The organism is Pseudomonas alcaligenes (assembly GCF_014490745.1).
In the GTDB taxonomy this organism is placed as follows: domain Bacteria; phylum Pseudomonadota; class Gammaproteobacteria; order Pseudomonadales; family Pseudomonadaceae; genus Aquipseudomonas; species Aquipseudomonas alcaligenes_C.
The window spans coordinates 907,384-926,015 of the sequence record NZ_LZEU01000001.1 but is presented as its reverse complement, the minus strand read 5'-3'; the positions used below and the strand labels follow the sequence as shown (position 1 = coordinate 926,015).

Sequence of the window (18,632 nt, the reverse complement as noted above, 5' to 3'; positions counted from 1 at the left end):
GGCTAGGGTGAGGGTCTCACCAGCCACACTGCCACCAACCCAAAACCCTCATGGAATTCCTCCGCCGCCGTATCGAAACCCAGGTGCTCAGCCTCAGCGGCATCGTCCTCGGCCAGATCGACTTCTCCCAGCCCCCTGGCGATCCCGGTCTGTTCGGCCCCGATGCCGTGTGCTGGCGGGTGCACGGCGACTTCACCAGCATGATGGTCGGCGGCATCAGTGCCCTGCTGCTGCAGGCGCTGCACCCGCTGGCCCTGGCCGGGGTGTGGGATCACTCGAACTTTCGCGAGGATCTGCTCGGCCGCCTGCGCCGCACCGGCCAGTTCATCTCCGGCACCACCTTCGGCTCGCGCCGCGACGCCGAGTGGCTGATCGACAAGGTGCGCACCATTCATCTCAAGGTGGTCGGCACCGCGCCGGATGGCCGCCCCTACGCGGCCAGCGACCCGGCGCTGCTGACCTGGGTGCATGTGGCCGAAGTGTCGAGTTTCCTCGCCGCCCACCTGCGTTACCGCAACCCGCAGTTGAGCGCGGCCGACCAGGATCGCTACTACGCCGAGGTGGCACTGATCGCCGAGCGCCTGGGTGCCGAGAACGTGCCGCGCTCGCGCGCCGAAATCGCCGCCTACCTGGCCGCCGTGCGCCCACAGCTGCTGTGCGACGAGCGCTCGCGAGAGATCCTGCGCATCCTGCAGAACGCGCCGGCGCCCAGCGCCCTGGCCGTGCCGGTGGGCCAGTTGCTGATGCAGGCCGGCATCGACCTGCTGCCGGACTGGGCCCAGGCCATGCTCGAACAGCCCATCGGCGCCGCCCGCAGCCGCACCATCCGCGCCGGGGTGAACAGCCTGGCGCCACTGCTGCGCTGGGCCGTGCGCGGCGGCGCCATCCACCACGCGCGCCGCCGCATGGGCCTGCCAGCGCGCGGCTGACCGAGCAGTTCGGGTGGTGGTCGCCACCCATGCGCTATGCCACCATAACGCCCCCGTCGCGGCTCGCCGCGCACCACCGATTTCAAGGAGCCCGCCATGCAAGAAGTTGTCATTGTCGCCGCCACCCGTACCGCCATCGGCAGTTTCCAGGGCTCGCTGGCCGGCGTACCCGCCGTCGACCTGGGCGCCGCGGTGATCCAGCGTCTGCTGGAGCAGACCGGCCTGAATGGCGGCGAAGTCGACGAGGTGATCCTCGGCCACGTGCTCACCGCCGGCGCCGGGCAGAACACCGCACGCCAGGCTGCGATCAAGGCCGGCCTGCCGCATGCCGTGCCGGCACTGACCCTGAACAAGGTCTGCGGCTCCGGCCTCAAGGCCCTGCACCTGGGCGCCCAGGCCATTCGTTGCGGCGACGCCGACGTCATCATCGCCGGCGGCATGGAGAACATGAGCCTGGCTCCCCACGTCATCCCGACCTCCCGCAGCGGTCAGCGCATGGGCCACGGCAAGCTGATCGACAGCATGATCCAGGACGGCCTGTGGGATGCCTTCAACGACTACCACATGGGCATCACCGCCGAGAATCTGGTGGACAAGTACGCCATCAGCCGCGAAGAGCAGGACGCCTTCGCCGCCGCCTCGCAGCAGAAGGCCGTGGCCGCCATCGAGGCCGGGCGCTTCGCCGATGAAATCACCCCGGTCCTGATCCCCTCGCGCAAGGGCGACCCGGTCAGCTTCGCCACCGACGAGCAGGCTCGTGCCGGCGTCACCGCCGCCGACCTGAGCAAGCTCAAGCCGGCGTTCAAGAAAGACGGCAGCGTCACCGCCGGCAACGCCTCCAGCCTCAACGACGGCGCCGCTGCCGTGCTGCTGATGAGCGCCGAGAAAGCCAAGGCCCTCGGCCTGCCGGTACTGGCCAAGATTGCCGCCTACGCCAATGCCGGCGTCGACCCGGCGATCATGGGCATCGGCCCGGTCTCGGCAACCAAACGCTGCCTGGAAAAAGCCGGCTGGCAACTGGCCGAACTCGACCTGATCGAGGCCAACGAGGCCTTCGCCGCCCAGGCCCTGTCGGTGGGCAAGGAACTGGGCTGGGACGCGGCCAAGGTCAACGTCAACGGCGGCGCCATCGCCCTCGGCCACCCCATTGGCGCCTCCGGTTGCCGCGTGCTGGTGACCCTGCTGCACGAGATGATCAAACGTGACGCCAAGAAAGGCCTGGCCACTCTGTGCATCGGTGGCGGTCAAGGTGTCGCGCTCGCCATCGAACGCAGCTGATCCGACGCGCTGCGAGACTAACGCCGGCCAAGAGCCGGCGTTTTTCTTGGTAAACTGCGCGCCCTTCCGTTGCGAGACGCCGCGCATGTCCTCTCTCGATCAGGCGCTGCGCGCCGCCTTCGCCACCCGCCAGCCGCTGCTGGGTGAACTGCACCAGCAAGGCACCGACTGCTACCGCCTGTTCCATGGCAGTCAGGAAGGCGCCCCCGGCCTCACCGCCGACCGCTACGGCAGCCAGCTGCTGGTACAGAGCTTCCACCAGCCGCTCGACCGCGACAGCCTGCTCGACCTGCATGCCACCCTCACGACCGCGCTCGGGGTGGAACTGCAGCTGGTCTACAACGACCGCTCCGGCGGCAACTCGCGCGTCGATCGGCGCGACCCGGTGTACCAGGCCACGCCCGAGGCCCTGGCCGACCTGGTCGGCCACGAGTGGGGGCTGAACTACCGGGTACGCGGGCGCCATCCGGGGCAGGATCCGCTGCTGTTCCTCGACCTGCGCAACGCCCGCGGCTGGGTCAAACAGCACAGCGCCGGCAAGAGCGTGCTCAACCTGTTCGCCTACACCTGCGGCGTCGGCCTGTGCGCCGCGGCGGGCGGCGCACGCGCGGTGCTCAACCTGGACTTCGCCGAAGGCAATCTGGCGGTGGGCCGGGAGAACCTGGCACTCAACCCGAGGCTGGCGATGGACTTCGTGCAGTCCGACTACTTCCCGGCCATCCGCCAGCTGGCCGGCCTGCCCATCGCCAGCCGCCGCGGGCACAAGCTGCCGAGCTATCCGCGCCTGCAGCAGCAGCAATTCGACCTGGTGCTGCTCGACCCGCCAGCCTGGGCCAAGAGCGCCTTCGGCACCGTCGACCTGCTGCGCGACTACCAGAGCCTGCTCAAGCCGGCGATCCTCGCCACCGCCGATGACGGTGTACTGATCTGCTGCAACAACCTGGCGAAGGTGGCCATGGCCGACTGGCGCCAGCAGGTGCTGCGCTGTGCGGAGAAGCTCGGTCGCCCGGTGCGCGACTGCCAGGTGCTGGCCCCGGCGGCGGACTTCCCCTCGCAGGACGGCCAGCCGCCGCTGAAGACCCTGATCCTGCAATTCTGACGCTCTGGCGCGGCAATCTGATGGCCCACACGCACGCGGCAGCCATGCCATACTGCAGTGCACCCTCAGCCTGGAAGATGATGCCGTACCATGCCCAAAGGATTGAAACGCGCCGTTTGCGCACTGCTGATCACCTTCGCCCTCTATAGCCTGCTGGGCTTCCTGATCCTGCCGGGCATCGCCCTGCGCATCGCCAACCAGCAGCTGGCGCAACTGGCCACAGTGCCGGCGCGCCTGGAGCGCATCGAGCTCAACCCCTTCAGCCTGGAGCTGAACCTCTGGGGCCTGCATATCGGCGAGCCGGACAAACCCCAGGTCGCCTTCCAGCGCCTGTATGCCAATCTGCAATGGGACAGCCTGTGGGGCGATGCCCTGCACCTGGCCGACATCGAGCTGGAAAAAGCCCATAGCGAAGTGCTGTTCGCCAAGGACGGCACGCTCAACCTGACCCAGCTGTTCAAGCTGCCACCCAGCGAGCCGAAGCCGGCCGAGACTGAACCCAGCGAGCCATTCCCGCTGCGTATCAGCCGTATCCAGCTGATCGAGAACGGCCTGCACTTCGAGGATCTGCGCCCCAGTGAACCGGTGGAATTCGTCTACGACTCGCTCAACCTGGAACTGCAGAACCTCAGCACCCTGCCCGACGACAATGCCGACATGCAGATGGTCGCCACCGGCCCCTATGGCGGACGCATCGACTGGCATGGCCAGGTCAGCCTGACGCCGATCGCCTCCACCGGCCAGCTCAAGGTCACCGACGGCAAGCTCAAGGGCGTGTGGCCCTATGTGCGCGATGCCGTGCCGCTGGTACTGGAAGATGGCGTGGTCAACCTCAGCGCCGACTACCAGCTGAACCTGGCCAAGGGCACCGAGCTGCAGCTGAACAACGTCGCCATCAGCCTGGCGCCCTTCGCCATCAAGAGCCCGGCGGACAAACCGCTGGTACGCCTGGAGCGCCTCGACGTCAGCGAAACCTCGCTGGATCTGGCCAAGCAGCAGGTGATAGTCGGCAAGATCCGCAGCCAGAACCTGGAAACCTGGGCCGCCCGCGAGAAAGACGGCCAGCTCGACTGGCAGAAGCTGTTCGCCAGCAACAGCAAGACGACACCAGCTGCCGCGCCGGTAACCCCGCAGCCCCCCACTGCCGCACCCGAAGCTCCGGCTCCGGCTCCGGCTCCGGCTCCGGCTCCGGCTCCGGCTCCGGCTCCGGCTCCGGCTCCGACCGAGGGTGGCGCCGGTTCGACGCCAGCACCAGCTCCCAGCGAAGCCCCAGCCGCCGCGTCCGCGCAGCCCGCCGCCGAGCAGCCGGCCACAACCGCCGCAGCCCCGGCGCCAGACCAGGCCACGGAGCCGAGCAAGCCCTGGCAGGTGATCCTGCGCGACGTGCAGCTGCGCGGCTACCAGATCCACCTGGCCGACCGCGCCGCCGGCAGCCAGGAAGTGAAGCTCGACCTGGCCCCGCTCAACCTCGACCTCAGCGATTTCGACAGCCTGGGCACCTCGCCCTTCGGCCTCAAGCTCGACACCGGGGTGAACAAGAACGGCCAGCTCAAGGTCGAGGGCCAGGTACAGATCAGCCCCACCTGGGCCAAGCTGCAGCTGGTCACCCGTGACATCGACCTGCGCCTGGCGCAGGCCTACATCAGCCCATTCGTACGCCTGGAGCTGCGCAGCGGCCAGCTCGGCAGCGACCTGGCCGTCGACCTGAAGAGCGTCGAGCCACTGGCCTTCAGCATCGCCGGGCGCGCCGAGGTCAACCAGCTGCACACCCTGGACACCCTCAAGGAGCGCGACTTCCTCAAGTGGCAGCAACTGGTGGTGGACGGCCTCGACTACCGCCACGGCGAAGGCCTGGTGATCAACCAGGTCAACCTGCAGCAGCCCTATGCGCGCTTCATCATCAACGAAGACCTGACCACCAACGTCAACGACCTGATGATCCCGCAACCGGCCGACGCCAAGGCCAAGCCCGAACCGGCCGGCAAACCCCTGCCGATCCGCATCGGTGGAGTGAACATCAAGGACGGCTCGGCCAACTTCGCCGACTTCAGCCTGACCCCCAACTTCGCCACCGCCATCCAGCAGCTCAACGGCCAGATCGGCACCCTGGACAACCAGAGCCCGAAAACCGCCAGCGTCGATATCAAGGGCAAGGTCGACAAGTACGCGCCAGTCAGCATCAAGGGCGGCCTGACTCCCTTCGACCCGATGAACAGCCTGGATATCGCCACCAGCTTCAAGAACGTCGAGCTGACCACCCTCACCCCCTACTCCGGCAAGTTCGCCGGCTACCGGATCAAGAAGGGCCGGCTCAACCTGGATCTGCACTACCAGATCGAAAAAGGCCAGCTCAACGCCGAGAACAAGTTGCTGCTGGAAGACCTGCAGCTCGGCGAGAAAGTCGACAGCAAGGACGCCGTGGATCTGCCGATCCGCCTGGCCGTGGCCCTGCTCAAGGACACCCAGGGCAATATCGATATCCAGCTGCCGGTACAGGGCAACCTCAACAGCCCGGAATTCAGCGTGATGCCGATCGTCTGGCAGACCCTGCGCAACCTGGTGCTGCGCGCCGCCCAGGCGCCATTCAAGTTCATCGCCGGCCTGGTCGGCGGCAGCGAGGCCGACCTCAGCCAGGTGCAATTCGCTGCAGGCAGCGACGAACTGGACGGCGCCGCGCAGAAAGCCCTCGACACCCTGGCCGCCGCCCTCAAGGAGCGCCCGGTGCTGCGCCTGGAAGTGGAAGGCATGAGCGCCCAGGCCAGCGACGGCCCGCTGCTGGCCGAGCAGCGCCTGGAGCGCGAATACCAGAACACCCAGTACAAGATCCTGCAGCGCCGCGGCGACAAGGTGCCGGCCGACCCCAGCGAACTGATCGTCGACGAGGACGACAAGGCCGTGTTGCTCGAAGGCATCTACCGCTCGCGCCTGAAGCAGCAGCCACCGGCCGAATGGGCGCAGCTGAGCAAGGAAGAACGCGGCCTCCAGCTCAAGCAGGCCGTGCTGCAGTCCTGGGCGCAGAGCGAACTGCTGTTGCGCCAGCTGGCCCAGGCCCGCGCCGCCAGCATCAAGGACTACCTGGTGGAGCGCGGCGGCCTGGAAGACCAGCGCATCTACCTGCTCGACGTCAGCCTCGGCGAAGCCCAGGCCAATGGCAGCGTGAGCAGCGCCCTGCACCTGGGGAGCCAGTGATGCGCCGCGCCCTGGGCTGCGCCGCCCTGCTGCTGGCCGGCGGCCTGGCCCAGGCCAGCACGCTGCGCTGCGGCAGCAATCTGGTCAGCGAGGGCGACCGCGCCTTCGAGGTCGAGCAGAAGTGCGGTGCTCCGGCGCACCGCGACCTGGTCGGCTACACCCTCGGCGGCTACGACCGCCGCGAGTTCAAGGTCGAGGAATGGGTGTACGGGCCGAACAACGGCATGCTCAGCATCCTCACCTTCGAAGGCAATCGCCTGGTGCGTATCGAAACCCGCCGCGCCCACTGACAAGTGCGCGCCGGCCGGTGTAGGCTGGCGTTATCCCCCTGCACGACACCGGCAATGCGCACATCCCTTCTCGCCCTGCTCCCGCTGCTTCTCGCCACTGGCGCCGAAGCCGGCTCGACCCTGCGCTGCGGCAGCAACCTGATCAGCCTCGACGACCTCTCCAGCGAAGTGCAGGCCAAGTGCGGCAACCCCGTCAGCCGCGACAACCTGGGCTACCGCGAGGTGGTCGACTACTACGGCTTCACCCAGGAAGTGCTGGTGGAGGAATGGATCTACGGGCCGAAGAACGGCATGTATTACTACCTGCGCCTGGAAGGCAATCGCCTGGTCAAGATCGAAAGCAAGCGCGGCCAATGACTCACCCCGGGCGGAGCCCGGTAATCCCCCAGCAACAAGGATGCTCACCATGTACAAACTCCTGCTCGCCACGCTCATCAGCCTGACCAGCCTGACCGCCCATGCCTCGCTACGCTGCGACAACGGCATCGCCAGCGAAGGCGACCGCACCAGCGAGGTGCTCAGCAAATGCGGCGCACCGGTCAGCCAGGCGGTGACCGGCTACACCTACGACGACGAAGGCCACCGCGAATTCCAACGCGAGGAGTGGGTCTATGGGCCGAAGAACGGCATGTACTACTTCCTGCAGTTCGAAGGCGAGCGCCTCAAGCGCGTCGAGAGCAAGCGCCACTGAAACAAGGACGTAGTCGATGCTGATCATCCCCGCCGAGCACCCGCTGGACTGGAAGCGCCCACCGGTCATCACCCTGCTGCTGATCCTGCTCAACACCCTGATTTATTTTGGCTATCAGGGTGGTGACGAGGAACGCCTGGAAACCGCCGTGCATACCTACCTGGACGGCGGCCTGCTCAATCGCGAGCGCGCCCTGTTCAGCGAGGCCTTCAGCACCGAACACAAGCTGGACGTGGTCGAGCGCGAGCAGCTCGACGGCCTGCGCCGCCAGGATCTGGCGACCATGATCCTGCACGACCTGGAGTTCGAGCATCAGTTGCACCAGCGCAGCGACTTCCAGGCGAACCCAGCCTGGCAGGCCGCCCGCGCCAAGGCCGAAGCGGCGCGCGACCAGCTCAGCAGCATGCGCTTCGGCTTCATCCCGGCCAAGTTCAGCGTGCAGGGGCTGTTTGGCGCCATGTTCCTGCATGGCAGCTTCGACCACCTGCTGGGCAACATGCTGTTCCTGTTCATCTTCGGCTTCGCCCTCGAGATCGCCCTGGGCAAGGCCGTCTACCTCGGCCTGTACCTGCTCAGTGGCGTGGCCTCGCACCTGCTGTGGTGGGCGCTGGATCCGGTGTGGGTCAGCGGCGTCGGCGCCTCCGGCGCGATTTCCGGGCTGATGGGCATGTACATCGGCGTCTACGGCCTGCGCAAGATCAACTTCTTCTACTGGCTGGGCCCGCTGATCGGCTACTTCAAGGCACCGGCGCTGTGGATCCTGCCGGTATGGATGGGCAAGGAGCTGATCGGCCTGCTGGCCGCCGACGACCACGTCAACTATTACGCCCACCTCGGCGGGCTCGGCGCCGGCTTCATCGCCGTGTGGCTGCCGCGCCAGTTCGGCGGGATCAAGGTCGACGAGGCCTATCTGCACAAGCAGGATGCCGACGCGCCGTTCAAGCGCGAGCTGGCGGCCCTCGACCAGTTGCTCGGGCAGTTCGCCCTGGAGCAGGCAGCGGCGCGCGGCCCGGATCTGCTGCAGCGTTATCCAGGGCGCATCGCCCTGCTGGAGCGCCTCTATACCGTGGCGCGCACGCGCCAGGACAAGCCCCTGATGAGCGCCCTGCTCAAGCAGCTATTCGCCCTGCCCGAGGCAAGTGAAGCCCTGCCGCTGCTCAAGCGCATCGCCACCGACAGCAACGAAGCCGGGCAGCGCCTGCTGCAGCATCCGGCCGTGCAGCTGCACCTGCTGGCACCGCTGATTCGCGCCGGCGAGGGCCAGCTGGGCCTGAGCGTCTGGCGCCGTCTCAGCCAGCTGCCGCAAAAGCCCGCGCAGCTCCCGGTACTGACCCTGCAGTTGGCCCGCCAGCTGGGCCAGCGCCAGGATCTGCGCGGGGTCAGCGAGCTGACCCAGTACCTGCACCAGGCCTACCCGGAAGCCGAACAGACCCGTCAGCTGGCGCTCTACCGCCAGCACCTGGCGCGCTGAGCACGCCGGCTCAGCTACGTTCGGCCAGGCGCTCGATGATCGCCTCCAGGCTGGCTACTTCGGTCAGCAGGGGCGACTGCGGGTAGCGCGCGCGGATATAGCCCAGCAGCTTCTGCGCCGGCTCCAGCTGCCCCAGACCCTCGGCGAAACCGCGCGCGGCCAGCAGATAGGCGCGGGCGATATGCGGATAGGTCGGGAAACGTCCATGCAAGTTGCGCAGCAGGCTCAGGCCCTCGCGCACCTTGTGCCGCTCGATCAGCGCCTTGGCCACCGTCTCGCACACCAGCGGGTCATCCGGCAGGTAGTCTGCCTGCAGCTGGCGGGCATTGAGCAGCGCCGTGGCCGACTGCGCCGGGTTCAGCCGGGCAGCCAGCGGCAGGTAGTGGGCCAGGTGGCGCAGGCAGCGCTCGCGGGCATTCAGGCCGAACAGCAGCTGGTGAAAACGCTCATTCAGCTTGAGGTCGTTGGGCGTGCGATCCAGGGCCTGGGTCAGCACCTCCAGCGCCGGCCCGGTCTGGCCTTCCTTGAGGCGTACCTCGGCCTCGGCCAGGGCCCGGCGCCGTACGTACTCGTCGGCCGGCCAGCCCGCATGGCTGCCATCCTCCACTGCGGCATAGCCCAGGGCACCCTGATACTGGAACACCGCATAGCCCATCATGGCGCACATCACCACACTGAAATAGCCGAACAGCAAGGTCGCCACGGGCACCAGCACCACCCGCGGCAAGCCGCTGGAGAGCATGTAGACCACCGCATCCGGCGACTGCCAGAGCATGAACAGGAACACCCAGAGGATCAGGTAGCGCCAGCCCATGGCCTTGATCACCGCGCCCACCTCCTCCGGGTTGAGCGCCGCGCCCAGGGTCTTGTCCAGCGCCAGGCGGATCAGGCAGGCCGGCATGATCAGCTGGATCGCCAGGCTGACCGTCCAGTACAGCGCCTCGCTGTCGAAGTCGCTGACCAGCCAGATCGCCCCGAAGGCGATGAAGAAGATCACCAGCACCCGCCAGAACAGGCTGTAGCCCTCGCCGTCCAGGGCGCTGGCCAGGCTCGGCGCCTTGCGCCCGCCCAGGCTGGCCGACTCGATCACGCTCTGCAGGTACTTGGTCGCCACGCTGAACAGCGCCAGCCACAGCAGCTTCCAGCCGGGCATGAACAGGCCGGCCAGACTCAGCAGCGCGGCAAAGCCCAGCGGCGCCGGCTGCAGGGCATAGCGGAAGAAATGCGGAATGCGCTCCCAGAACGGCTGCGCACTATTGGCCGCACCGAGGAAGGCCAGCTTGCTGCGGTACAGCGGACAGACCGGTACCAGCTCCGGCTCGTCGGCATTGAGCGGCACGCAACAGTCACCGAAATCGCGCTGGCACGGCGCGCAATGCCAGGTGGCCGGTTGCGCCGGGTGATAGCGGCAGTAAGTTCTTTCCATAGCCAAACATCCTTGTAGATACTGCGAAAGGCGTCATTGTCCTGACAAATCGCAGGCAAAAAAAGAGGGCCCGCATGCGGGCCCTCCTCTTTACTGCGGATGCTTCGGCTTAGACGCCGGAAGCCTCGGCAGCGGCGACGTCCTTGATCGACAGCTTGATGCGGCCGCGGTTGTCGACGTCGAGTACCAGAACCTTCACTTCCTGGCCTTCTTTCAGTACGTCGGTGACCTTCTCGACGCGCTGATCGCTCAGCATCGAGATGTGCACCAGACCGTCCTTGCCCGGCAGGATGTTGACGAAGGCACCGAAGTCAACGATGCGCTCGACGCGACCGACGTAGATCTTGCCGATCTCGGCTTCCGCGGTGATGCCCAGTACGCGCTGACGCGCGGCCTCGGCAGCTTCCTTGGTTTCGCCGAAGATCTTGATCGAGCCGTCGTCTTCGATGTCGATCGAAGCCTTGGTCTCTTCGCAGATACCACGGATGGTGGCGCCGCCTTTACCGATGACGTCGCGGATTTTGTCCTGGTCGATCTTCATCGCGATCATGGTCGGGGCGTTGGCCGACAGCTCGGTGCGCGACTGGGCGATGACCTTGTTCATCTGGCCGAGGATGTTCAGGCGCGCTTCCAGGGCCTGATTCAGGGCGATCTCCATGATTTCTTCGGTGATGCCCTGGATCTTGATGTCCATCTGCAGCGCGGTGACGCCATTGGCGGTACCGGCAACCTTGAAGTCCATGTCGCCCAGGTGGTCTTCGTCACCGAGGATGTCGGTCAGTACGGCGAACTTGTCGCCTTCCTTGACCAGACCCATGGCGATACCGGCAACCGGCGCCTTCATCGGCACACCGGCGTCCATCAGGGCCAGGGAAGCACCGCAGACGGAAGCCATGGAGGACGAACCGTTGGACTCGGTGATCTCCGAGACGATACGGATGGTGTACGGGAAGTCATCACCGCTCGGCAGCATGGCGGCGACACCACGACGGGCCAGGCGGCCGTGGCCGATTTCGCGGCGACCGGTGGCGCCCATGCGACCACACTCACCGACCGAGTAGGGCGGGAAGTTGTAGTGCAGCATGAAGGGGTCTTTCTTCTCGCCTTCCAGGGTGTCGAGCAGCTGCGCGTCACGGGCGGTGCCGAGGGTGGCAACCACCAGGGCCTGGGTTTCGCCACGGGTGAACAGGGCCGAACCGTGGGTCTTGTCCAGTACGCCGACTTCGATGTTCAGGCCACGTACGGTGCGGGTGTCGCGACCGTCGATACGCGGTTTGCCGTTGACGATGTTCTCGCGCACGGTGCGGTATTCGATCAGGCCGAAGGCGTCTTTGACTTCGCCGGAGGACGGCTGGCCTTCTTCGCCGGAGAACTTGGCAACGACCTGGTCGCGCAGCTCGTCCAGACGGTTGTAGCGATCCTGCTTGATGGTGATGGTGTAGGCCTGGGAGATGGCCTCGCCGAACTCGGCCTTGATGGCGCCGAGCAGAGCGGTGTTCTCGGCCGGGGCAGTCCAGTTCCAGCGCGGCTTGCCGGTTTCGGCAGCCAGTTCGCCAACGGCCTTGATCACGGCCTGGAACTCGTCATGGGCGAACAGTACGGCGCCCAGCATCTGGTCTTCGGTCAGCTCTTTGGCTTCGGATTCGACCATCAGCACGGCGTCTTTGGTACCGGCAACGACCATGTCCAGGCTGGAAGCCTTGAGCTGCTCGTAGGTCGGGTTCAGCAGGTAGCCGGTTTCCGGGTGGAAGGCTACGCGAGCGGCGCCGATCGGGCCGTCGAACGGAATGCCGGAGATGGCCAGGGCGGCCGAGGTGCCGATCATCGCGGCGATGTCCGGATCGGTCTTCTTGCTGGTGGAGACCACGGTGCAGATGACCTGCACTTCGTTGAGGAAGCCTTCCGGGAACAGCGGACGGATCGGACGGTCGATCAGGCGCGAGGTCAGGGTCTCTTTCTCGGAAGGACGCGCTTCACGCTTGAAGAAGCCGCCGGGGATCTTGCCGGCAGCGTAGGTCTTTTCCTGGTAGTGCACGGACAGCGGGAAGAAACCCTTGCCCGGGTCGGCTTGTTTGGCGCCAACCACGGTGCACAGCACGCTGACATCGTTGTCCACGGTGACCAGAACGGCACCGGAGGCCTGACGGGCAATACGCCCGGTTTCGAGGGTAACGGTCGACTGACCGAACTGGAATTTCTTGATAACCGGATTCACGGTGTTTTCCTTCTCTTTTGTTGCCTTGGGGGAACTGCCGGGAGGCCGCCAGGCGGCCCCTTAAAGTCTGTTCGAAAACTGCTCGCTATCCTCAGCAGCCTTGGAACAGGCTTCAAAAATCATTCCTGCAGAAAGCCAGAAGCTGGAAGCCCGAAGCCGCGAGCCGGTGCAAACCGCCTTGCCACTTCAAACTTCCAGCTTCTCACTTCAGGTTACGTCTTAACGACGCAGACCCAGGCGACCGATCAGGGCGCTGTAACGCGAGGCGTCTTTACCCTTCAGGTAGTCCAGCAGCTTGCGGCGCTGGTTAACCATGCGGATCAGACCACGACGGGAGTGGTGATCTTTGCCGTTGGCTTTGAAGTGGTCTTGCAGCTTGTTGATGTTGGCGGTCAGCAGGGCAACCTGCACTTCCGGGCTACCGGTATCGCCTTCAGCTTGCTTGTAGTCGCTTACGATCTGGGCTTTTTCTTCAACGCTCAGTGCCATGGTAATGGGCTCCTAGAGTGAACAGGCCGGGAACGAATCCCGTGTTTTAAAAAGAGGTATGACCGTGCCTGCTGACAGCCACCCTCATAACAAGCCGTTGCGTGCAACGACTCGCTCCGGTCATTCCGACCGAATCAGTCGACGCGGCGCAATGCGCCCGTCTTCGCTCACTTCACCGATTCCGATGAAGCGACCATTGTGATCCTGTACCCGTACCATGCCGAACTTCGGCGCTTCCGGTGCGCGTACCGGCTGACCATGCAGCCAGTAGTAGGCGCTGTGCTCGCTGAACTGCAGCAGCGGCCAGTGTTCCAGGCCACTGTCCGACGGGTGCAGGAAGCGGTCCAGCGCTTCGTTGCCGCCTTCGGCATAGGCCTTTTCCAGCTCGTCCAGGGTGACCGTCTGGGCCAGCGAGAACGGGCCGGCCTGGGTGCGTCGCAGCTCGGCGACATGGGCGCCACAGCCAAGCAGCTGACCGAGATCCTCGACCAGGGTACGAATATAGGTACCCTTGCTGCAGGCGACGCTCAAGCGCAGCTGATCCTGTTCCAGGGCCAGCATTTCCAGGCGCGCAATAGTAACAGAACGCGCCTCGCGCTCCACTACTTCGCCGGCACGCGCCAGCTTGTAGAGCGGCTGCCCGTCCTTCTTCAGGGCCGAGTACATCGGCGGTATCTGCTTGATTTCACCGCGGAATCGCGGCAGCAGTGCTTCCACGTCATCCCGACCGACGGTCACCTGGCGACGCTCGAGAACCTCGCCTTCGGCATCGCCGGTGCTGGTGGTGACACCCAGCTGGGCCAGGGTCTCGTAACCCTTGTCGGCATCCAGCAGGTACTGGGAGAACTTGGTCGCCTCGCCGAAGCACAGCGGCAGCACGCCGGTAGCCAGCGGGTCGAGGCTGCCGGTATGCCCGGCCTTTTCGGCATTGAGCAGCCAGCGCACCTTCTGCAGGGCGGCGTTGGAGCTGAAGCCGTGCGGCTTGTCGAGCAGGATGATGCCGCTGACGTTACGGCGGATACGTTTCACCTGCGCCACGTCAGTCGTCCTGGTGCTTGCTGTCTTCGGTGACGGCACGCTCGATCAGAGCCGACAGGTGCACACCACGGGAGATGCTTTCGTCATAGTGGAAATGCAGCTGCGGCACGCTGCGCAGCTTCATCGCCTTGCCCAGCAACATGCGCAGGTAGCCGGCGGCATCGTTGAGCACACGCACGTTCTGCTTGATCTTCTCGGCGTCGTTCTCGCCCATCACGGTGATGTAGATCTTGGCGTGACCGACGTCGCGGCTGACATCCACGGCGGTGACGGTGACGAAGCCCAGGCGCGGATCCTTGACCTCGCGCGGAATCATCTGCGCCAGCTCGCGCTGGATCTGGTCGCCGATACGCTGGGTACGGCTGTAAATTTTTGCCATTTCTCTTACCTCGCCCGCCGGCTGCGCCAGCGGACTCAAAAGCGGCAAACGCCCGGCCGCGCTATGCGGGGCCGGGCGTTGCGTGTTGCAGCTCGCGCTTACAGCGTACGAGCCACCTGGACCTTCTCGAATACTTCGATCTTGTCGCCGACCTTGACGTCGTTGTAGCTCTTCACCGCGATACCGCACTCCATGCCGTTCCGCACTTCGGACATGTCGTCCTTGAAGCGGCGCAGGGATTCCAGTTCGCCTTCGAAGATCACCACGTCTTCGCGCAGTACGCGGATCGGACGGTTACGGTACACGACACCCTCGATGACCATACAGCCAGCCACTGCGCCAAACTTCGGCGAGCGGAACACGTCACGTACTTCGGCGACGCCCAGGATGTTCTCGCGGACATCGCTGCCGAGCATGCCGGTCAGGGCTTTCTTGACGTCTTCGATGATGTCGTAGATCACGTTGTAGTAACGCATGTCCAGGCCTTCGGCCTCGACGATCTTGCGCGCACCGGCGTCGGCACGCACGTTGAAGCCGAACAGCACCGCGTTGGAGGCCAGTGCCAGGTTGGCATCGGATTCGGTGATACCACCGACGCCGCCACCGACCACACGCACTTGCACTTCGTCGTTGCCGAGGCCGCTGAGCGAACCCTGCAGCGCTTCCAGCGAGCCACGAACGTCGGATTTGAGGACGATGTTGAGCGTCTTCTTCTCTTCCTGGCCCATGTTCTCGAAGATGTTTTCCAGCTTGCCGGCATGCGCGCGAGCCAGTTTGACTTCGCGGAACTTGCCTTGACGGAACAGGGCCACTTCACGGGCCTTCTTCTCGTCGGCAACCACGGTCAGGTCATCACCGGCATCCGGCGTGCCATCCAGACCGAGGATCTCGACCGGAATCGACGGGCCGGCTTCCTTGATCGCCTTGCCGTTCTCGTCAAGCATGGCGCGTACGCGGCCATAGTTGACGCCGCACAGAACCATGTCGCCCTGACGCAGGGTACCGTCCTGTACCAGCACGGTGGCCACCGGGCCGCGGCCCTTGTCCAGGCGCGACTCGACCACCACACCACGCCCCGGGGCCGACGGAGTGGCTTTCAGTTCGAGTACTTCGGCCTGCAGCAGCACGGCTTCCAGCAGCTCGTCGACGCCAGTACCGGCCTTGGCCGAAACCCCCACGAAGGGTGCGTCGCCGCCCCACTCTTCCGGAATCACATCCAGCGCGGCCAGGCCGTTCTTGATGTTGTCCGGGTTGGCATCCGGCTTGTCCATCTTGTTGATCGCGACCACGATCGGCACGCCAGCGGCTTTCGCATGCTGCACGGCTTCCTGGGTCTGCGGCATCACGCCGTCGTCCGCCGCCACCACCAGGATGACAATGTCGGTGGCCTTGGCACCACGGGCACGCATCGCGGTGAACGCGGCGTGGCCCGGGGTATCGAGGAAGGTGACCATGCCGCGGTCGGTTTCCACGTGGTAGGCACCGATGTGCTGGGTGATACCACCGGCCTCGCCAGCAGCCACCTTGGCACGACGGATATAGTCGAGCAGCGAGGTCTTACCGTGGTCGACGTGACCCATTACGGTCACCACCGGCGCACGGGAGAACGCCTCACCTTCGAACTTCAGCGATTCGGCCAGCTGGTCTTCCAGGGCATTCTCGCTGACCAGCTTGACCTTGTGGCCCAGCTCTTCGGCGATCAGCTGGGCAGTTTCCTGATCCAGCACCTGGTTGATGGTCACCGGAGTGCCCAGTTTGAACATGAACTTGACGACTTCAGCGCCTTTGACCGACATCTGCGCGGCCAGGTCGGCAACGGTGATGGTTTCGCCAATCGATACTTCGCGCACTACGGGTCCTGTCGGGCTCTGGAACCCGTGCTGGTTACGCTTTTTCAGCTTGGCCTTGCCACGACCACCACGACGGAAACCATCGGTTTCCTCGTCGGTGCTGCGGGGGGCAACGCGCGGGGCCGGAGCCTTTTCCTTTTCCTTGAGCGACGGGCGATGCTGGGCATGCTTGCGATCGCGGCGCTCGTCGTCGTCGGTACGAGTGGTCTTTTCCGGACGGCGCGGCTCTTCCTTCTTGCGCTCGGCAGCAGCCGGATCGACTGCAACAGCGTCGGCCACAACCGCAGCAACCGGTGCCTGGGCGACCGCCTCGGCAGGGGCGGCAACCGCCTCCTGCTGCTTGCGGGCATCCTGCTCGGCACGCAGACGCGCTTCTTCCTCGGCCTTCAGACGGGCAGCCTCTTCGGCGGCACGCTGCTCTTCCAGCTCGCGCCGCTTCTCGGCTTCGATCTCGTCAGGGCTGCGCTTGACGTAGGTTTTCTTCTTGCGCACTTCCACGCTGATGGTCTTGCTACCAGCAACCTTCAGGGTGGTGGTGGTTTTGCGCTGCAAGGTGATTTTGCGCGGTTCTTCCAGTTTCTCGCCGTGACTGCTCTTGAGATGGGCAAGCAGGGCTTGCTTCTCGTTATCGGTCACAACTTGCTCGGCACTGGTGTGCGGCAGACCTGCCTCACGCATCTGCTGCAGCAGGCGCTCTACCGGTGTGTCGACCACTTGGGCCAGTTCTTTCACCGTGACTTGCGTCATGCACTTCTCTCCTCAGGCCGTAAAACTTACTCGAACCAATGGGCTCGGGCGGCCATGATCAGCTTGCCGGCACGCTCTTCGTCGATGCCGTTGATGTCGAGCAGGTCGTCGATCGACTGCTCGGCCAGGTCTTCGCGGGTGATTACGCCGCGGACCGCCAGTTCTTGCGCCAGATCCTTGTCCATGCCTTCCAGGGACACCAGGTCCTCGGCAGGCTGGGCATCTGCCAGCTTCTCTTCGTTGGCGATGGCTTTGGTCAGCAGGCGGTCTTTGGCACGAGCACGCAGCTCGTTGACGATGTCCTCGTCGAAACCGTCGATGCTGAGCATCTCTTCCATCGGTACGTAGGCGATCTCTTCCAGGCTGGTGAAGCCTTCTTCGACCAGCACCTGGGCCAGTTCTTCGTCGACTTCCAGCTCGTCGATGAAGTTCTGCAGGATGTCGCCGGTCTCGGCCTGCTGCTTGGCCTGGATGTCTGCTTCGGTCATCACGTTCAGCGTCCAACCGGTCAGCTGACTGGCCAGGCGCACGTTCTGGCCGCCACGACCGATGGCCTGGGCCAGGTTGTCTTCACCAACGGCGATGTCCATGGCGTGGGCATCTTCGTCGACGATGATCGCCGCCACTTCGGCCGGGGCCATGGCGTTGATCACGAACTGGGCAACATTCTCGTCCCACAGCACGATGTCGACACGCTCGCCACCCAGTTCGCCGGAGACGGCCTGGACGCGCGAACCGCGCATGCCGATGCAGGCACCCTGCGGGTCGATGCGCTTGTCCTTGGAGCGCACGGCGATCTTGGCGCGCGAACCCGGGTCACGGGAGGCGGCCATCACTTCGATCAGACCCTCGGCGATTTCCGGCACTTCGATGGTGAACAGTTCGATCAGCATCTGTGGCGCGGTACGCGACAGGATCAGCTGCGGGCCGCGGTTCTCGGTGCGGATTTCCTTGAGCAGGGCACGCAGACGTGCGCCGACGCGGAAAGTCTCGCGCGGGATGATATCTTCGCGGGCCAGCAGCGCTTCGGCGTTGTTACCCAGGTCGACGATTACGCTGTCGCGGGTCACTTTCTTCACGGTACCGGAGATGATCTCGCCAACGCGTTCACGGTAAGCATCGACCACCTGGGCACGCTCGGCCTCGCGCACTTTCTGCACGATGACTTGCTTGGCGGTCTGCGCGGCGATGCGGCCGAACTCGATGGACTCGACTTTCTCTTCGATAATGTCGCCAACCTTGGCGCCTGGCTGCTGAGCCTGGGCCTCTTCAACGGTCAGCTGAGCCGCCGGGTTTTCCTGGTCGTCTTCCTCGACCACGGCCCAGCAGCGGAAGGTCTCGTAGTTACCGGTGTGGCGATTGATCTCCACACGCAGCTCGACCTCGTCGTCAAAACGCTTCTTGGTCGCAGTCGCCAGAGCCAGCTCCAGCGCCTCGAAAATCACACTGGCCGGTACGCCTTTTTCGTTGGATACCGACTCTACAACCAGCAGTACTTCTTTACTCATCGTACGCCTCGTCTTTCGCAATCCATTGGATCC

Annotated in this window: 15 protein-coding genes; 8 read left to right on the top strand and 7 right to left on the bottom strand. The window is 65.0% G+C overall.

The window, feature by feature from the left end:
- Positions 1–50 precede the first annotated feature (50 nt).
- From A9179_RS04135 to A9179_RS04100, 8 genes are all read left to right on the top strand, one after another.
- The gene (locus A9179_RS04135; protein WP_187804587.1) at positions 51–929 is read left to right on the top strand and encodes an oxygenase MpaB family protein; all 879 of its coding nucleotides are present in this window, start codon (positions 51–53) and stop codon (positions 927–929) included.
- A gap of 96 nt (positions 930–1,025) precedes the next feature.
- The gene (locus A9179_RS04130; protein ID WP_187804586.1) at positions 1,026–2,207 is read left to right on the top strand and encodes an acetyl-CoA C-acetyltransferase; all 1,182 of its coding nucleotides are present in this window, start codon (positions 1,026–1,028) and stop codon (positions 2,205–2,207) included.
- Positions 2,208–2,292: 85 nt separating this feature from the next.
- A complete protein-coding gene (locus tag A9179_RS04125) occupies positions 2,293–3,306 on the top strand; it encodes a class I SAM-dependent rRNA methyltransferase (RefSeq protein ID WP_187804585.1) in 1,014 nt (337 codons plus the stop codon).
- Between the two features lie 90 nt (positions 3,307–3,396).
- Positions 3,397–6,495 (top strand): DUF748 domain-containing protein, encoded by a 3,099-nt coding sequence (locus A9179_RS04120; protein ID WP_187804584.1) that lies wholly within the window; start codon positions 3,397–3,399, stop codon positions 6,493–6,495.
- Entirely contained in the window at positions 6,495–6,785 is a 291-nt protein-coding gene (locus A9179_RS04115; RefSeq protein ID WP_187804583.1) for a DUF2845 domain-containing protein, read from the top strand. The genes A9179_RS04120 and A9179_RS04115 overlap by 1 nt, the downstream gene beginning before the upstream one ends.
- Before the next feature lie 54 nt (positions 6,786–6,839).
- Positions 6,840–7,142 (top strand): DUF2845 domain-containing protein, encoded by a 303-nt coding sequence (locus A9179_RS04110; protein WP_187804582.1) that lies wholly within the window; start codon positions 6,840–6,842, stop codon positions 7,140–7,142.
- 49 nt (positions 7,143–7,191) lie between these two features.
- A complete protein-coding gene (locus A9179_RS04105) occupies positions 7,192–7,476 on the top strand; it encodes a DUF2845 domain-containing protein (RefSeq protein WP_187804581.1) in 285 nt (94 codons plus the stop codon).
- Positions 7,477–7,492: 16 nt separating this feature from the next.
- A complete protein-coding gene (locus A9179_RS04100) occupies positions 7,493–8,947 on the top strand; it encodes a rhomboid family intramembrane serine protease (protein WP_187804580.1) in 1,455 nt (484 codons plus the stop codon).
- 10 nt (positions 8,948–8,957) lie between these two features.
- Here the strand turns inward: A9179_RS04100 and A9179_RS04095 are convergent, their stop codons facing one another.
- The 7 genes from A9179_RS04095 to nusA form a co-directional block, all read right to left on the bottom strand.
- The gene (locus A9179_RS04095) at positions 8,958–10,373 is read right to left on the bottom strand and encodes a hypothetical protein (protein WP_187804579.1); all 1,416 of its coding nucleotides are present in this window, start codon (positions 10,371–10,373) and stop codon (positions 8,958–8,960) included.
- Positions 10,374–10,482: 109 nt separating this feature from the next.
- Positions 10,483–12,588, bottom strand: a complete 2,106-nt coding sequence (pnp, locus tag A9179_RS04090; protein ID WP_187804578.1) for a polyribonucleotide nucleotidyltransferase — start codon at positions 12,586–12,588, stop codon at positions 10,483–10,485.
- A 219-nt stretch (positions 12,589–12,807) separates the two neighbouring features.
- Complete coding sequence (gene rpsO, locus A9179_RS04085; RefSeq protein WP_187804577.1) at positions 12,808–13,077, bottom strand: 30S ribosomal protein S15; 270 nt, start codon at positions 13,075–13,077, stop codon at positions 12,808–12,810.
- A 120-nt stretch (positions 13,078–13,197) separates the two neighbouring features.
- Entirely contained in the window at positions 13,198–14,115 is a 918-nt protein-coding gene (truB, locus tag A9179_RS04080; RefSeq protein ID WP_187804576.1) for a tRNA pseudouridine(55) synthase TruB, read from the bottom strand.
- Between the two features lies 1 nt (position 14,116).
- The gene (rbfA, locus tag A9179_RS04075; RefSeq protein WP_187804575.1) at positions 14,117–14,494 is read right to left on the bottom strand and encodes a 30S ribosome-binding factor RbfA; all 378 of its coding nucleotides are present in this window, start codon (positions 14,492–14,494) and stop codon (positions 14,117–14,119) included.
- A 98-nt stretch (positions 14,495–14,592) separates the two neighbouring features.
- The gene (gene infB, locus A9179_RS04070; protein ID WP_187804574.1) at positions 14,593–17,091 is read right to left on the bottom strand and encodes a translation initiation factor IF-2; all 2,499 of its coding nucleotides are present in this window, start codon (positions 17,089–17,091) and stop codon (positions 14,593–14,595) included.
- 26 nt (positions 17,092–17,117) lie between these two features.
- The gene (gene nusA, locus A9179_RS04065; RefSeq protein ID WP_187804573.1) at positions 17,118–18,599 is read right to left on the bottom strand and encodes a transcription termination factor NusA; all 1,482 of its coding nucleotides are present in this window, start codon (positions 18,597–18,599) and stop codon (positions 17,118–17,120) included.
- Positions 18,600–18,632: the final 33 nt, after the last annotated feature.

Bases quoted from the DNA above. Each gene is read 5' to 3' on its own strand.
- infB (WP_187804574.1), bottom strand. From the start codon at position 17,091: ATGACGCAAGTCACGGTGAAAGAACTGGCCCAAGTGGTCGACACACCG.
- nusA (WP_187804573.1), bottom strand. From the start codon at position 18,599: ATGAGTAAAGAAGTACTGCTGGTTGTAGAGTCGGTATCCAACGAAAAA.
- A9179_RS04120 (WP_187804584.1), top strand. From the start codon at position 3,397: ATGCCCAAAGGATTGAAACGCGCCGTTTGCGCACTGCTGATCACCTTC.
- A9179_RS04110 (WP_187804582.1), top strand. From the start codon at position 6,840: ATGCGCACATCCCTTCTCGCCCTGCTCCCGCTGCTTCTCGCCACTGGC.
- rpsO (WP_187804577.1), bottom strand. From the start codon at position 13,077: ATGGCACTGAGCGTTGAAGAAAAAGCCCAGATCGTAAGCGACTACAAG.
- A9179_RS04130 (WP_187804586.1), top strand. From the start codon at position 1,026: ATGCAAGAAGTTGTCATTGTCGCCGCCACCCGTACCGCCATCGGCAGT.
- A9179_RS04095 (WP_187804579.1), bottom strand. From the start codon at position 10,373: ATGGAAAGAACTTACTGCCGCTATCACCCGGCGCAACCGGCCACCTGG.
- rbfA (WP_187804575.1), bottom strand. From the start codon at position 14,494: ATGGCAAAAATTTACAGCCGTACCCAGCGTATCGGCGACCAGATCCAG.
- A9179_RS04100 (WP_187804580.1), top strand. From the start codon at position 7,493: ATGCTGATCATCCCCGCCGAGCACCCGCTGGACTGGAAGCGCCCACCG.
- A9179_RS04105 (WP_187804581.1), top strand. From the start codon at position 7,192: ATGTACAAACTCCTGCTCGCCACGCTCATCAGCCTGACCAGCCTGACC.
- A9179_RS04125 (WP_187804585.1), top strand. From the start codon at position 2,293: ATGTCCTCTCTCGATCAGGCGCTGCGCGCCGCCTTCGCCACCCGCCAG.
- A9179_RS04115 (WP_187804583.1), top strand. From the start codon at position 6,495: ATGCGCCGCGCCCTGGGCTGCGCCGCCCTGCTGCTGGCCGGCGGCCTG.
- A9179_RS04135 (WP_187804587.1), top strand. From the start codon at position 51: ATGGAATTCCTCCGCCGCCGTATCGAAACCCAGGTGCTCAGCCTCAGC.